Here is a 13,970-nt window from a genome sequence, read left to right on the forward strand (position 1 = left end):
GAGTGATTACCATGTCCGTCAATCCTGATTATCCTGCGCTGTTTACGCCGCTGGATCTTGGCTTTACCCGCCTGAAAAACCGCTTTCTGATGGGGTCGATGCATACCGGCCTGGAAGAGCATCCGGATGGCGCAGCCCGGCTGGCGGCGTTCTACGGCGAGCGGGCACGGGAAGGCGTGGCGCTGATTGTCACCGGCGGCATCGCCCCCAATGCGCAGGGTGTTACCACCGCGCATGGCGCGATGCTCACCGACGAAGCACAATGCAGCTGGCATCGACAAATCACAGAAGCGGTGCATCAGCATCAGGGAAAAATTGCACTGCAGATCCTGCATACCGGTCGTTACAGCTATCAGCCCGATCTGGTCGCGCCCTCCGCCCGTCAGGCACCGATTAACCCATTTACGCCCCAGGCGATGAGCGAGGCGGCGATTGAACAGACCATTGAGGACTTCGCCCGCTGCGCGCGGCTGGCCCAGCAGGCAGGTTACGATGGTGTGGAGATCATGGGGTCCGAAGGCTACCTGATTAATCAGTTTCTGGTGAAACACACCAATCAGCGCACCGACCGCTGGGGCGGCGACTTCCGCCAGCGGATGCAGTTCGCACTGGCAATTACCCGTGGTGTTCGCGCAGCTACCGGTGACGCCTTTATCATTATCTTCCGGCTGTCGATGCTCGACCTGATCGAAGAAGGTAGTTCGCTGGAGGAGACCCTGTTGCTGGCGGGCGAGCTGGAGCAGTGCGGCGTCACGCTGTTCAATACCGGCATCGGCTGGCACGAAGCGCGCATCCCGACCATCGCCACCTGCGTGCCGCGCGCGGCCTTTGCATGGGTGACGCAGCGCCTGCGTGCCCACGTTTCGGTGCCGGTGATCGCCACCAACCGTATTAACCATCCCGCTGTCGCTGAGGCCCTGTTGCAGTCGGGCTGTGCCGATATGGTGTCGATGGCACGCCCTTTCCTCGCCGACCCCGCCTTTGTCAGCAAAGCGCAGCGCGGCGAACCGGACAGCATCAACACCTGCATCGCCTGTAATCAGGCCTGCCTTGACCAGGTGTTCGCCGGTAAAATCACCTCCTGCCTGGTCAATCCGCGCGCCTGCCATGAGTCGCTGATGCCGGTCATCGCCAGCACCGCACCGCGCAGACTGGCAGTGGTGGGTGCCGGCCCGGCCGGGATGGCGTTTGCCCTGCAGGCGGCGCAGCGCGGACATCAGGTGACGCTCTATGAGGCCGCGCCCGAGATTGGCGGTCAGTTCAATATTGCCCGGCAGATTCCCGGCAAATCTGAGTTCAGTGAAACGCTGCGTTATTTCCGCTATCAGCTGGCAGCAGCAGGCGTGACAGTTCAGACCGGCCGGCGGGTCACGGCAGATACCCTGAGTGACGCAGATGAAGTGGTGCTCGCAACCGGCATTAAGCCGCGTACGCCGGCTATTCCGGGCATCGATCACCCCAGCGTGCTGAGTTATCTGGAGGTGCTGCGCGATAAGCGCCCGGTGGGTAAACGGGTGGCGATTATTGGCGCGGGTGGGATTGGCTTTGATGTGGCGGAGTATCTGTCTCAGCCGTCGCATGACGAGGATCTGGCGGCGTTTTACGCCGAATGGGGCATCGACCACAGCCTGACGCAGCGCGGCGGCCTGGTTGCCCCACAGCCGCCTGCCGCATCACGGCAAATCTGGCTATTACAGCGCCGATCAGGGAAACCGGGTGCCGGGCTGGCAAAAACGACCGGCTGGATTCATCGCACCAGCCTTCAGGCGCGCGGCGTGGAGATGTGGGGCGGCATTGAATATCTGGCCATTGATGACAGCGGCCTGCACCTGCGGCGTAACGGTGAAATGCTGCTGCTGGAGGTCGATAACGTGATTATCTGTGCCGGACAGGAGCCGCAGCGCGAACTGGAAGCCGCGCTGCGTGCAAAAGGACAGGTGGTAACCGTAATAGGCGGCGCAGATGTCGCGGAGGAACTGGATGCGCGCCGCGCGATAGCACAGGCGACGCAACTCGCTTTGACGATCTGACTAGCGCATTTTCACCGCGCGCAGCACCACAAACTTCTGGTTTGAGGCGATCAGTGTACAGTTGCCGAACAACTTCTTCAGCTTGTGGTGATAATCGAGGTGGCGGTTGCCGACAATACGCAACTCGCCGCCATACTGAAGGCAGCGTTTCGCATCGCGGAACATCTGCCATGCCAGATGATCGGTAACAGCGTGCTGCTGATGGAATGGCGGGTTGCACAGCACCGCGTGCAGCCGATCTGATGGATAGCCGCTCAGCACGTTATTCACCAGGAACTGACAGCGCGACAGGTCATCAGGACGGTTTACTTCCACGTTAAGCTTGCTGGAGGCGACCGCCATATAAGACTCATCAAGGAAATGCACCTCGGCCTGCGGATTCTGCTCCAGCGCCACCAGCCCTACCACACCGTTGCCACAGCCCAGATCGACAATCTCACCTTCAATGTTTTCCGGCAGATGCTGCACAAACAGCCGTGCGCCGATATCCAGCGAAGAACGCGAGAAGACGTTAGCGTAGTTGTGGATCTGATAAGAGGTGCCATCCAGCGGCCAGACCAGCGTCGGCGTGGCCTCACGCAGTTCAGGCTGACTGAACTGGCTGTAGATCAGGCGCGCTTTTTTCCAGGCCAGTGAGGTTTTGGTTTCACCGATGATCTGTTCGAACAGCTGCAGAGTCGAGTTGTGAATCTCTTTGGCGCGCGCCGCCGCCACAATCACCGTATCTGGCGTGACGACTTCACGAATGGCACGCAGCTGATGCTCCAGCAGCGCCAGCGTTTTAGGCACTTTAATCAGCACCGCCGCCGGAGCCGCGGGCAGCTCAGCCAGGCTATCAACAAAGTGCACGTTGCTGTCATCCATCTCATTGAAGCTCAGATTTTGGCGGGCGGCCTGCTGGCTCAGCCAGGAGTCGCTGACGTGCCAGACAGTGCGCGGATTCAGTGCGCAGGTTAACGCCCCGAAGCTGTCGTTGAAGATCAGCACGGGTCCTTCTGGCAGCGCCTGCTGTAACAGGTATTCATCAGCCGCATCCCAGGCTTGTAATGGACTTTCGTCACGCATCTGCGGGAAGCGATGCAGGATCAGTGTGCGATCGTTCAGTTCAAGTTGGCTCATGAATTCTCCGGCGTGGTACACTTTGATTGATTTTCGCCCCAAAATCGGGGGCGCAGTATACTGTCTTTCGCCAGGAATCCCTAATGTCCTCACTGATATACCTTCAGGGTTATCCTGCCCCTCTTCTTGAGCAGGTCCAGACGCTAATCGCCCACCAGCGCTTAGGTGCATTTCTGCAGGAACGCTATCCTGACACCCACGACGTGATGAGTGATAAGGCGCTGTATGACTACACGCAGGCGCTGAAAAACCGCTATATGCGCAACGCGCCGCCAATCAGCAAAGTGATGTGGGATAACAAGATCAAGGTGATGAAGCATGCACTTGGACTGCATACGGCTATCTCGCGGATTCAGGGCGGCAAACTCAAGGCGAAAGCGGAAATCCGTATCTCAAACTTTTTCCGCCTCGCCCCTGAGCCATTTCTGCGGATGATCGTGGTGCATGAGCTGGCCCACCTGAAAGAGAAAGACCACGATAAAGCGTTTTACCAGCTCTGCTGCCATATGGAGCCGGATTACCACCAGCTCGAATTTGACGCACGCCTGTGGATGACTGACCAGGCGATGCGCGGCAATGCGGCTTAAAGAAACTCCTGCGCTTTCTGAATCAGGCTGGTTTTAGTCAGCGCCCCCAGAAAGCGTCGCTCCTGAGGATTATTCAGCACCGGCAGACGCTCCAGCGTGACCGCGGCAAACGCCTCCCATCCCTCACGCATGCTCTGATTCTGAAAGACCACCGGGAAATCCTGATCCATGACGCACTGCACCGGGGAGTCGAGGGTTATCTCCTGCGCCAGCACCCGCCGTGAGATCTCATGAATCGACACTACGCCAAGGAATGCCCCTGCAGCGTTGATTACATAGACGTAGCGTTCACGTTTTAGCGAGCTGACTGCCAGCGCCTGCCCCACTGACTCCTCCGGCTGCAATGCCGCACCAGGAATAATCAGCTCAGCTATACGCATGTTATCGAAATCATACTTCGCCTCTGAACGGCTGAAGTGATGACTCACCACTGGATAGGTACTGGCGGATTGCAGGCGATAGACCACCATCGACGCCAGCACCGTTGCTATCATCAGCGGAAACAGCAGGCTGCTATTCAGCGTCATCTCCAGCACCATCAGCATCGCCATCAATGGCGCCTGACTGACCGCCGCCAGCACCGCTGCCATGCCAATCGCGGCATAAAGCAGCACATTGCCCAGCGGCAAATGCAGCGCCGCCCCGATCATCGCGATAATCACCCCAAGCAGCGCGCCTATCAGCAGCGAAGGCGTAAAGAGTCCGCCGACAGCGTTCGACCCCACAGACAGGCTGGTGGCGAGGGTTTTCAGCACCAGCAACAGCAGCAGGCCCGGCAGCAGATAGTCGCCTGCCATGACCTTGACGATCACTTCGTAGCCGTTGCCGAGAATATCAGTAGAGATCAGCGCCAGTAAGCCGACGGCGAATCCACCCGCGCCCAGGCGCAAGGGCAGAGAAGCGATGCCACTGAAGAGCACTTTGCTGCGGGCGATGCATTTAATCAGAAGCCAGCCCGCCAGACCGGCGCTCAAACCAATGACCACCGTCATCAACAGGCTGCTGAGATCCATGGCGAAGTTTGCGTCTGCCAGCGGATAGAGCGCGCTGCGGAAGCCCAGCGTCCACATGGTCATCACCGCTGTCGCCGACGCGATAATCAGAGGGATCAGCCGCTGCAGCGCAGAAATACCAAACGCAATCTCCGCCACAAAAATCGCCGAGGCCAGCGGCGCATGATAGACCGACGCCAGGCCCGCCGCAGCCGCCATCGCCACCACGTCACTGTTTTTCAGGTTCAGTGAGGCCGGTAACAGGCGGCCAATCGCACTGCCGCACAGCGCCGAAAGCTGCACCATCGGCCCCTCTTTACCGATCGACGCACCGCTGCCGATACTGGCAATCGACGATAAGGCACGGAACAGCGAGGTTCGCGTCGGTACCGCATCGAGTCGGGCGTTGATCACTTCAAGATAATCCGTTTTCACCGTCTGCTGTTGCTCAATGGCGACCGCATAACGCAAAAAATAGCCCGCCAGCACCCCGCCCGCCCCCACCAGCAGCGGCCAGAAGATCCACGGCCAGAGATGCAGGGATTCGGTAATTTCGCCACTTCGGGCAAAGAGCAGATGGTTGATCAGTTCTATCACGCCGCGAAAAGCCAGCGTCACCAGCGACGCCGCACACCCGACCGGAATGGCGATCAGTAGTGTGGTCCAGTTTAATGCGTGCTTACTTGCTTTCACCTTCGCTCCCTGGTTGATGCCTGAATATCATGGCTTCAGCATATTATTGGAATGCGGATCGCAGGATCAATCCTTGCGTACCCGGCCCCCTTGCACCGCCTCGGGGAGATGTTACTCTGCCGCTTTAACGCTGCCGGAGAGATGACGTGATTCGTTTTGCCATTGTGGGAACAAACTGGATTACACGCCAGTTTATTGATGCCGCCCATGAAACCGGAGCGATGAAGCTCTGTGCGGTCTACTCACGCAGTCAGCAGCAGGCCGACGCCTTTATTGCTGATTATCCCTGCAAACAGACCTTTACCTCACTGGATGCCCTGGCCGCCTGCCCGGAGATCGACGCGGTCTATCTTGCCAGCCCCAACGCCCTGCACTGCCAGCAGGCGCTGCTGTTTATGTCGCACGGCAAGCATGTGATTTGCGAAAAACCGCTGGCCTCTAACCTGGCGGAAGTGGAGCAGATGATCGCCTGCGCCCGTGAGCATCAGGTGGTGCTGTTCGAGGCGTTTAAAACCGCCAGCCTGCCAAACTTCCAGCGGCTGAAGCAGGCGCTGCCAGACGTGGGTACACTGCGAAAAGCCCTGCTGAATTACTGCCAGTACTCCTCACGTTATCCGCGTTATCTCAACGGCGAGAACCCTAATACCTTTGATCCCCGCTGGTCGAATGGCTCAGTCATGGATATCGGTTATTACTGCCTGGCATCGGCAGTAGCACTATGGGGCGAGCCAGACCGTGTGCAGGCCACCGCGACGTTGCTGGAGAGCGGCGTGGATGCCCATGGCGTGGTGGTGCTGAGCTACGGCGATTTCGACGTGACGATTCTGCATTCCAAGGTGAGTGACTCTTCACTGCCCAGCGAAATTCAGGGTGAAGCGGGTACGCTGGTCATTGAGAAGCTTTCGGAGTGCCAGAAGCTGAACTTTATTCCTCGTGGTGCTGAAAAGCAGGCGCTGAGTGAGCCGCAGCATATCAACACCATGCTATATGAAGCGGCTGCGTTTGCCCGGCTGGTTGAGCAGCGTCAGGTGGACCATCCCGGACTGGAGGTTTCGCGGATTACCGCCGCGCTTCTGACCGAAATCCGCCGCCAGACCGGTGTCATCTTCCCGGCCGATCAGGCTGCTGTGTAAATATTTCTAAATATGTCTGAGATAGGTTGCTTCCTGTGCGGCTAAACCGTAACTTACTCTCCTGCAAAGGGGAGTAACTTGTAAGCTGATTGATCGTCACTACGTTGCGAAAGCATCCGGTCATCAGGCAACCCGGAATCGATTTCTGTGTTGTAAGTGAGACCTTGCCGGAAGGCGAGGTTTGCTTACACAAAAATAAGCGGCTGACGTCTTCTGACTTCAGCCGTTTTTTTTCTTTTTAAGACAGGATACGAATATGCAAACTGTGGGTACGCCTTTACTCTGGGGCAGCTTTGCGGTTGTGGTGCTTATCATGCTGGCTATCGACCTGCTGTTGCAGGGACGCCGCGGCGCGCAGACCATGTCTTTCAAACAGGCGGCTGTCTGGTCGCTGATCTGGGTTTCCGTCTCACTGCTGTTTAGCGCCGCTTTCTGGTGGTATCTGGAGGGCAGCGTGGGACGTGAAGTCGCTAACACCCAGACGCTCGCCTTCCTGACCGGCTACGTTCTGGAAAAAGCGCTGGCGGTAGATAACGTCTTCGTCTGGCTGATGCTGTTCAGCTACTTCTCTATTCCGGCTAACCTGCAGCGCCGTGTACTGATCTACGGTGTGTTAGGCGCTATCGTGCTGCGTACTATCATGATCTTTGCCGGTAGCTGGCTGGTCACCCAGTTCAGCTGGATCCTCTATGTGTTCGGTGCCTTCCTGCTGTTTACCGGTGTGAAGATGGCGCTGGCGAAAGAGGATGACGGTGCAGTGGGTGACAAACCGGTGGTGCGCTGGTTGCGTAAGCATTTACGCATGACCGATGATCTCGACGGCGAGAAGTTCTTTACCCGCAAAAACGGCGTGCTGTTTGCGACCCCGCTGCTGCTGGTGCTAATCATGGTGGAACTCAGCGATGTGATCTTTGCCGTCGACAGTATCCCGGCCATTTTCGCCGTAACCACCGACCCGTTCATCGTGCTGACCTCAAACCTGTTCGCTATCCTGGGCTTGCGTGCCATGTACTTCCTGCTGGCAAACGTGGCAGAACGCTTCTCGATGCTGAAGTATGGTCTGGCGATTGTGCTGGTGTTTATCGGCTTTAAGATGCTGATTGTGGACCTGTACCATATCCCGGTTGGTATCTCACTGGGTGTGGTCGGCGCCATTCTGGCCTCAACCCTGCTGATTAATGCCTGGGTTAACCGCAAAAGAGATCAGAAAAAGATCGCACCATAATTACCTGCAGGGGCAGCGTATGCCCCTGTTTTATTTTGCGACAGACTGTCGTGCCATTTCATCCCTCTGTCACACTTCCACTATTCAGCATAATTAAAATCTGACCTGCGCCACACTGACAGAACTTTCTCTTTTCTCATCTGATGTTTTCCTTATACTCCGCCGGGCAAACCGTTTTAGCCGATGTAAAACATCGCGTCTGAAACTACATCCGCGACAAAATACAGAAAATATTATGCAGAAAACTTTCTCCGCACGTCTGGGCACGCTGCTCGCCGGAAGCCTGGTGAAGCAAATCTTGATTGGGCTGATCGCTGGTGTGGCGCTCGCCTGGATTTCACACGATGCCGCGCTGGCAGTCGGTCTGCTGGGTGAACTGTTTGTCAGTGCGCTGAAAGCGGTCGCGCCATTGCTGGTACTGATGCTGGTGATCGCCTCGATTGCCAACCACCAGCAGGGCCAGAAAAGTAATATCCGGCCAATTATCATGCTCTATCTGCTGAGCACCTTTTTCGCGGCGGTGGTCGCGGTGGTCTTCAGCCATCTGGTTCCGCAGACACTTACACTGGCGGCAGGCACAACGGAAATCGTTCCTCCTTCCGGCATCACCGAAGTGCTCCATGGGCTGCTGATGAGCATGGTCGCCAACCCAATCACCGCGCTGATGCAGGCTAACTATATTGGCATTCTGGTGTGGGCCATTGGCCTGGGGCTGGCGTTCCGTCACAGCAGTGACAGCACCCGCGCCTTGCTGAATGATGCGTCTCATGCCGTAACCTGGCTGGTACGCTGCGTCATCCGCTGCGCGCCAGTCGGTATTTTCGGTCTGGTGGCATCGATTCTGGCTTCAACCGGCTTTGGGGCACTGTGGCAATATGCGCATCTGCTGGCGCTGTTGATCGGCTGTATGCTGCTGATGGCACTGGTGGTGAACCCGATGCTGGTGTTCTCTAAAATCCGCCGTAACCCTTATCCACTGGTCTTCACCTGCCTGCGTGAAAGTGGCGTCACTGCCTTCTTTACCCGCAGTTCTGCTGCCAACATTCCGGTGAATATGGCGCTGGCGAAACGTCTGGATCTGGATGAGGATACCTATTCGGTGTCGATTCCTCTGGGCGCAACCATCAGTATGGCGGGTGCGTCGATCACGATTACCGTGCTGACGCTGGCGGCGGTGCATACGCTGGGGATCAGCATTGATGTGCCGACGGCGATTCTGCTGAGTCTGGTGGCGTCACTCTGCGCTTGTGGTGCATCGGGCGTGGCGGGCGGTTCGCTGCTGCTGATTCCGGTAGCCTGCAATATGTTCGGCATTCCGAATGACCTGGCGATGCAGGTGGTGGCGGTCGGCTTTATTATCGGCGTACTGCAGGATTCGGCGGAAACCGCGCTGAATTCCTCTACTGATATTCTGTTTACTGCCGCCGTCTGTCAGGCAGAAGCAGAGCGCGAAGCCAGCCGGGCTTAAGATAGTTATTACCGTCTGTTAATCCTGTGCTCTTCGCGGATGGCAGAGTCCGATCGCAAAGTCGCTTTACGCATCCCTGCACGCTCGGCCCGCGCCTTCCCTGGCGCGGGACGCTTTGCTCTTCGGACTCTGCTACCCGCTCTCTGAGCTTTTGAGCTATCTGAAAGAACAAGATCGCGTTTGGTTTTAGAGCGTCACACCACTTTTGAAAATCGCCAGCTCGCGGAAGTCGTTCTTCTCGTTGTTGGTCGGCTGACCGCTGGCAATCGCCACAATGCTGTCGACAAAATCTTCCAGCAGCGCATCCATGCTCATGCCCTCGATCAACCGTCCGGCATTAAAGTCGATCCAGTGCGGTTTCTTCTCCGCCAGCGGCGTGTTGGTCGCCAGCTTCACTGTTGGCACAAAACCGCCATATGGCGTGCCGCGTCCGGTACTGAACAGCACCATGTGGCAACCGGCGCCCGCCAGCGCACTGGTAGCGACGGCATCATTGCCTGGCGCACTCAGCAGATTGAGACCAGGCGTTTTTAACCGCTCGCCATACTTCAGCACATCGACGACCTGGCTCTGCCCCGCTTTCTGAGTACAGCCCAGTGACTTCTCTTCCAGCGTGGTGATGCCGCCTGCTTTATTGCCCGGCGACGGATTCTCGTAGATGGGCTGCTGGTGATCGATAAAGTACTGCTTGAAGTCATTGATCATGGCTACTGTTTTGCCGAAGGTCTCTTCGTCGCGACAGCGACTCATCAGAATCCGCTCTGCGCCAAACATTTCTGGCACTTCAGTCAGCACGGTCGTGCCGCCATTAGCGATCATCTGGTCCGAGAAACGCCCCAGTAACGGGTTGGCCGTGATGCCAGACAAACCGTCCGAACCGCCGCACTCCAGACCAAACTTCAGCTCGCTGAGTTTGCCTGGTTCACGCCGGTCATGCCGCATTTTTTCATACAAGGCATGCAGGCGCTCCAGCCCGGCTTCAACCTCATCATCATGCTGCTGGCACACCATAAATTCGACCCGGTCGCTTTCAAACGCGCCGAGGGTCTCACGGAAAACATCGACCTGATTGTTTTCACAACCGAGACCAATCACCAGCACCGCACCCGCATTAGGGTGGCGCACCATATTCTGCAGCATGGTGCGGGTATTTTCGTGGTCCTGCCCCAGTTGCGAACAGCCGAAGGTGTGGCTGAACAGGAATGCGCCATCGATTCCTTCGGCCTCCTGTGTCTCTTTCAGGAAACGCTGCAGGATCTGACGCGCAATGCCGTTTACACAGCCGACGGTCGGCAGGATCCACAGCTCATTGCGGATGCCGACTTCGCCGTTAGCACGACGATAGATCTGTACCTCACGATCACCCGGCTGCGGCGGTAAGGTCACGAACTCAGGCTGATACGCATATTCATCCAGATCGCTGAGATTGGTGCGGGCGTTCTGCGAATGGATTAACTCACCGGCGGCCACAGGCTGGGTGGCATGGGCAATCGGCAACCCATACTTGATCACCAGCTCATCCTGGGCGATAGGATGCAGGGCAAATTTATGCCCGCGCCCGACCGCCTGTTGCACCGACACACTCAGTGGTGGCAGCTCTATGGTGGCGCCCGCCTCTAAGTCACGTAACGCCACGGCGACATTGTCGCGGGGATCAATTTTAATTGCGTCTTGCATAGCGTTATCTCAGTTGGCTCAGCGCCTCACGCATTCCGTGGGCGATGATATTTTGCAGGTGTTGGGTGACAACCGTAGCCAGTCCGGGCTGACGGGTTAAATCTTCGCCCCAGTGTTGCGCGTCGCTAAGCACGCCGTGCACCAGCTGTTGCGGTGACAGCTGATCCGCATCAAGTGCTTTCCAGGCGTCGGCGTAGTGCTGTAACCACTGCGGCTCATCCTGTAATGGCCAGCTTTTACCGGCTGACTCGCCGCGATAAAAGGCGATCAGCGCCGCCAGCGCAAAAGTGATGTGTGTCGGCCAGTTGCCCGTTTGCTGATGCGCGGCAAGCAGTGGCGTCAACAGACGGGTGCGGAACTTGGTCATGCCATTAAGCGCAATCGACAGCAGCGCATGGCGAATGAACGGATTGCGGAAGCGGCGTTGTACCGCATCAGCAAAGGCGTGCAGTTCATCGGCTGGCAGATCCAGCGTCGGGATCACTTCATGACGCAGCAGGTTATCCACAAATCCGGCAATCGCCGGATCGGCCATCGCCTCCCCGACACTTTCAAGACCGGCCAGAAACGCCACCGGCACCATCGCGGTATGTGCGCCATTGAGGATCGCCACTTTCTGCGCTTTATAGGGCGCAATGTCATCCACATGACGCACGTGTGGCGACAGCGCCGCCAGTTTCAGTTCACTGAACAGCGCCGACGGCCCCTGAATCACAAACTGGTAGTAGACTTCGCCCGCCACCAGATAGCGATCTTCATAACCCAGTTCACGTTGCAACTGCTCGCTTTCCGCCGGAAAGCCGGTAACGATGCGGTCAACCAGAGTGTTATAGAAAGCACAGTGCTCATGAACCCAGGTTTTAAATTCGGATGGCAGATGCCAGTGATCGGCGTAACGCAGCACCAGATCGCGCAACGCGTCGCCGTTATGGTCAATCAGCTCACACGGCACCACCAGCCAGCCACGATCGCTGGCGCCATTGAAATGGGAATAGCGCGCCCACAGCAGCTGCGTCAGTTTGCCGGGGAAGCTGCTGGCGGGCTGATCGGTGAGCTGATCCGTGCCAACAAAGGCGATGCCCGCCTCAGTGGTGTTGGAGAAAACCATGCGCAGGTCGGGATTCCGGGCCAGCGCCATAAATTCACCAAACTGCTGCCAGGGCTGGATCTCACGGTTGAGGCTGCGGATCAGCCGGGTTTCACTGACCTGCTCGCCCTGATCGTTGAGTCCGCGGATCAGCGTGGTGTAGAGGCCATCCTGCTGATTCAGGCTGTCGCTGACTTCACGGTTGCGCGGCCGCACCACCACAATTCCGGCATCGGTGCCCTGATGTTCATTCAGCCAGTCAATCTGCCAGTCAATAAAGGCGCGCAGGAAGTTACCTTCGCCGAACTGAATCACCCGGTCGCGATAGCGTGCGCCCGGGAAGTCGTGGCGGTTTAGCCTTTTCATCATCAGGCTCCCAGCTCGATGCCGAAGTAATCGCGCGCATTGTTGAAGCAGATGTTCTGAACCATCTGGCCTAACAGCGCTTCATCGGCTGGCGCTTCACCCTGCTCTACCCAGCGGCCAATCATCTGGCACAGCAACCGGCGGAAATATTCGTGGCGGGTGTAAGAGAGGAAGCTGCGGCTGTCGGTCAGCATCCCGACGAAGCGGCTCAGCAGGCCAATCTGCGCCAGCTGGGTCATCTGACGCTGCATACCGTCCAGCTGGTCATTGAACCACCAGGCGGAACCAAACTGCATTTTCCCCGCCTGACCTTCACCCTGGAAGTTGCCTGCCATCGTCGCCAGTACTTCGTTATCGCGCGGATTCAGGCAATAGAGGATGGTTTTCGGCAGCGCATTATTAAGGTTCTGTGCGCCCAGCAGGCGGGCCAGCGGTTCAGCCAGCGGCTGGTCGTTAATGGAGTCAAAGCCCACATCCGGCCCCAGCAACTGGTACTGGCGTGGGTTGGTATTGCGCAGTGCGCCAATGTGATACTGCTGTACCCAGCCACGGCGGGCATATTCGCTGCCCAGCCAGACCAGTACCGCCGTTTTGAACTGCGCCGTTTCGTGCGGATTCGGTGCTGTACCGCTGCGACGGCGCGCCAGAATCACATCCAGCGTGGCGTCGTCCGCCTCGGCATAACAGACCACATCCAGCGCGTGATCCGAGACTTTACAGCCATGCGCCGCAAAGTGATCCAGCCGCTGATACAGTGCGCTGCGCAGATCGTCAAAACGCTGCACGCTGATGTCGGTCAGTTGTTCCAGCGTCTCAATCCACGGCAGGAAGGTGTCGGCTTCGATATTAAAGGCTTTGTCCGGACGCCAGCTTGGCAGCACTTTAACGCTGAAACTGGTGTCGTCTGCCAGCGCGCGGTGATGGCGCAGGTCATCCAGCGGATCGTCTGTGGTGCCGACCATCTTCACCTTCATCTGCTGCATGATGCCACGCGTGGTGAAGCTATCCTGCGCCAGCAGTTCATTGCAGCGATGCCAGATGCTGTCAGCCGTTTTCTCAGAAAGCAGCGTGTCGGTAATGCCGAAAGGCCGGCGTAATTCCAGATGGGTCCAGTGATAGAGCGGGTTGCCGATGGTGTGCGGCACGGTACGCGCCCAGGCGTCAAACTTTTCACGATCGCTGGCATTGCCGGTACAGAACGCCTCAGCCACACCGTTGGCGCGCATTGCCCGCCACTTGTAGTGATCGCCCTTCAGCCAGATGTCATAAAGATTGGCAAAGCGATAATTTTCGGCAATCTGCTGCGGCGGTAAGTGGCAGTGATAGTCGAAAATCGGCTGATCCTTCGCGTAGTCGTGATAGAGACGGCGGGCGAATTCACTATCCAGCAAAAAATCCTCGGTCATGAAACGTGACATACATGCTTCCTCATCTACTGAACCACTGATGGCCCAAAGTTATCATACCAATTTTAGTCCGTTACGGATTTATTTGCGATCCTGCTCACATAAACGGCGATGTCTGGCTACCGTCATGGACATTTTTGTCGCCCGCAGCGCGCTAAATGGCTGTCATTACGCAGGTTTCCAGTAT

The 13,970-nt window shown here is 57.4% G+C and carries 10 protein-coding genes; 5 read left to right on the forward strand and 5 right to left on the reverse strand.

All coding sequences use genetic code 11. The annotated features are described in order from the left end of the window. Positions 1 to 11 precede the first annotated feature (11 nt). The gene (locus H7K52_RS13335; protein ID WP_182630124.1) at positions 12 to 2,030 is read left to right on the forward strand and encodes an NADPH-dependent 2,4-dienoyl-CoA reductase; all 2,019 of its coding nucleotides are present in this window, start codon (positions 12 to 14) and stop codon (positions 2,028 to 2,030) included. Here H7K52_RS13335 and rlmG read toward each other — a convergent pair whose 3' ends face one another. Beyond that, positions 2,031 to 3,149: a 23S rRNA (guanine(1835)-N(2))-methyltransferase RlmG gene (gene rlmG, locus H7K52_RS13340; RefSeq protein WP_078804996.1), complete on the reverse strand. Its 1,119-nt coding sequence runs from the start codon at positions 3,147 to 3,149 to the stop codon at positions 2,031 to 2,033. A gap of 83 nt (positions 3,150 to 3,232) precedes the next feature. Here rlmG and H7K52_RS13345 point away from each other — a divergent pair, with 83 nt between their 5' ends. After that, positions 3,233 to 3,736, forward strand: coding sequence for a M48 family metallopeptidase (locus H7K52_RS13345; RefSeq protein ID WP_182630125.1), 504 nt, complete (start codon positions 3,233 to 3,235; stop codon positions 3,734 to 3,736). Here the strand turns inward: H7K52_RS13345 and H7K52_RS13350 are convergent. Continuing rightward, positions 3,733 to 5,421: a chloride channel protein gene (locus H7K52_RS13350; RefSeq protein WP_008925762.1), complete on the reverse strand. Its 1,689-nt coding sequence runs from the start codon at positions 5,419 to 5,421 to the stop codon at positions 3,733 to 3,735. The two genes, H7K52_RS13345 and H7K52_RS13350, sit on opposite strands and share 4 nt — an antisense overlap. A 146-nt stretch (positions 5,422 to 5,567) precedes the next feature. Between H7K52_RS13350 and H7K52_RS13355 the strand changes: the two genes are divergently transcribed. The 3 genes from H7K52_RS13355 (at position 5,568) to sstT (ending at position 9,247) form a co-directional block, all read left to right on the forward strand. After that, positions 5,568 to 6,554 (forward strand): Gfo/Idh/MocA family protein, encoded by a 987-nt coding sequence (locus tag H7K52_RS13355; protein ID WP_182630126.1) that lies wholly within the window; start codon positions 5,568 to 5,570, stop codon positions 6,552 to 6,554. Between the two features lie 256 nt (positions 6,555 to 6,810). After that, on the forward strand, positions 6,811 to 7,779 hold the full coding sequence (locus tag H7K52_RS13360) for a TerC family protein (RefSeq protein ID WP_003850208.1): 969 nt from the start codon (positions 6,811 to 6,813) through the stop codon (positions 7,777 to 7,779). 235 nt (positions 7,780 to 8,014) lie between these two features. Further along, a complete protein-coding gene (gene sstT, locus H7K52_RS13365; RefSeq protein WP_008925765.1) occupies positions 8,015 to 9,247 on the forward strand; it encodes a serine/threonine transporter SstT in 1,233 nt (410 codons plus the stop codon). 186 nt (positions 9,248 to 9,433) lie between these two features. On the opposite strand, the gene H7K52_RS13370 is transcribed toward sstT, so the two are convergent. From H7K52_RS13370 to uxaC, 3 genes are read right to left on the reverse strand one after another with little or no spacing between them, the layout of a single operon-like run. Beyond that, entirely contained in the window at positions 9,434 to 10,924 is a 1,491-nt protein-coding gene (locus H7K52_RS13370) for a UxaA family hydrolase (protein WP_008925766.1), read from the reverse strand. Positions 10,925 to 10,928: 4 nt separating this feature from the next. Next, the gene (locus tag H7K52_RS13375) at positions 10,929 to 12,377 is read right to left on the reverse strand and encodes a tagaturonate reductase (RefSeq protein ID WP_033761942.1); all 1,449 of its coding nucleotides are present in this window, start codon (positions 12,375 to 12,377) and stop codon (positions 10,929 to 10,931) included. A gap of 2 nt (positions 12,378 to 12,379) precedes the next feature. Beyond that, entirely contained in the window at positions 12,380 to 13,795 is a 1,416-nt protein-coding gene (gene uxaC, locus H7K52_RS13380; RefSeq protein WP_182630127.1) for a glucuronate isomerase, read from the reverse strand. Positions 13,796 to 13,970 lie beyond the last annotated feature (175 nt).

The organism is Pantoea hericii (genome assembly GCF_014155795.1).
In the GTDB taxonomy this organism is placed as follows: Bacteria; Pseudomonadota; Gammaproteobacteria; order Enterobacterales; family Enterobacteriaceae; genus Pantoea; species Pantoea eucalypti.

Coding starts and splice junctions, on each gene's coding strand:
- H7K52_RS13370 (WP_008925766.1), bottom strand. CDS start 10,924: ATGCAAGACGCAATTAAAATTGATCCCCGCGACAATGTCGCCGTGGCG.
- uxaC (WP_182630127.1), bottom strand. CDS start 13,795: ATGTCACGTTTCATGACCGAGGATTTTTTGCTGGATAGTGAATTCGCC.
- H7K52_RS13345 (WP_182630125.1), top strand. CDS start 3,233: ATGTCCTCACTGATATACCTTCAGGGTTATCCTGCCCCTCTTCTTGAG.
- H7K52_RS13375 (WP_033761942.1), bottom strand. CDS start 12,377: ATGAAAAGGCTAAACCGCCACGACTTCCCGGGCGCACGCTATCGCGAC.
- H7K52_RS13360 (WP_003850208.1), top strand. CDS start 6,811: ATGCAAACTGTGGGTACGCCTTTACTCTGGGGCAGCTTTGCGGTTGTG.
- H7K52_RS13335 (WP_182630124.1), top strand. CDS start 12: ATGTCCGTCAATCCTGATTATCCTGCGCTGTTTACGCCGCTGGATCTT.
- rlmG (WP_078804996.1), bottom strand. CDS start 3,149: ATGAGCCAACTTGAACTGAACGATCGCACACTGATCCTGCATCGCTTC.
- sstT (WP_008925765.1), top strand. CDS start 8,015: ATGCAGAAAACTTTCTCCGCACGTCTGGGCACGCTGCTCGCCGGAAGC.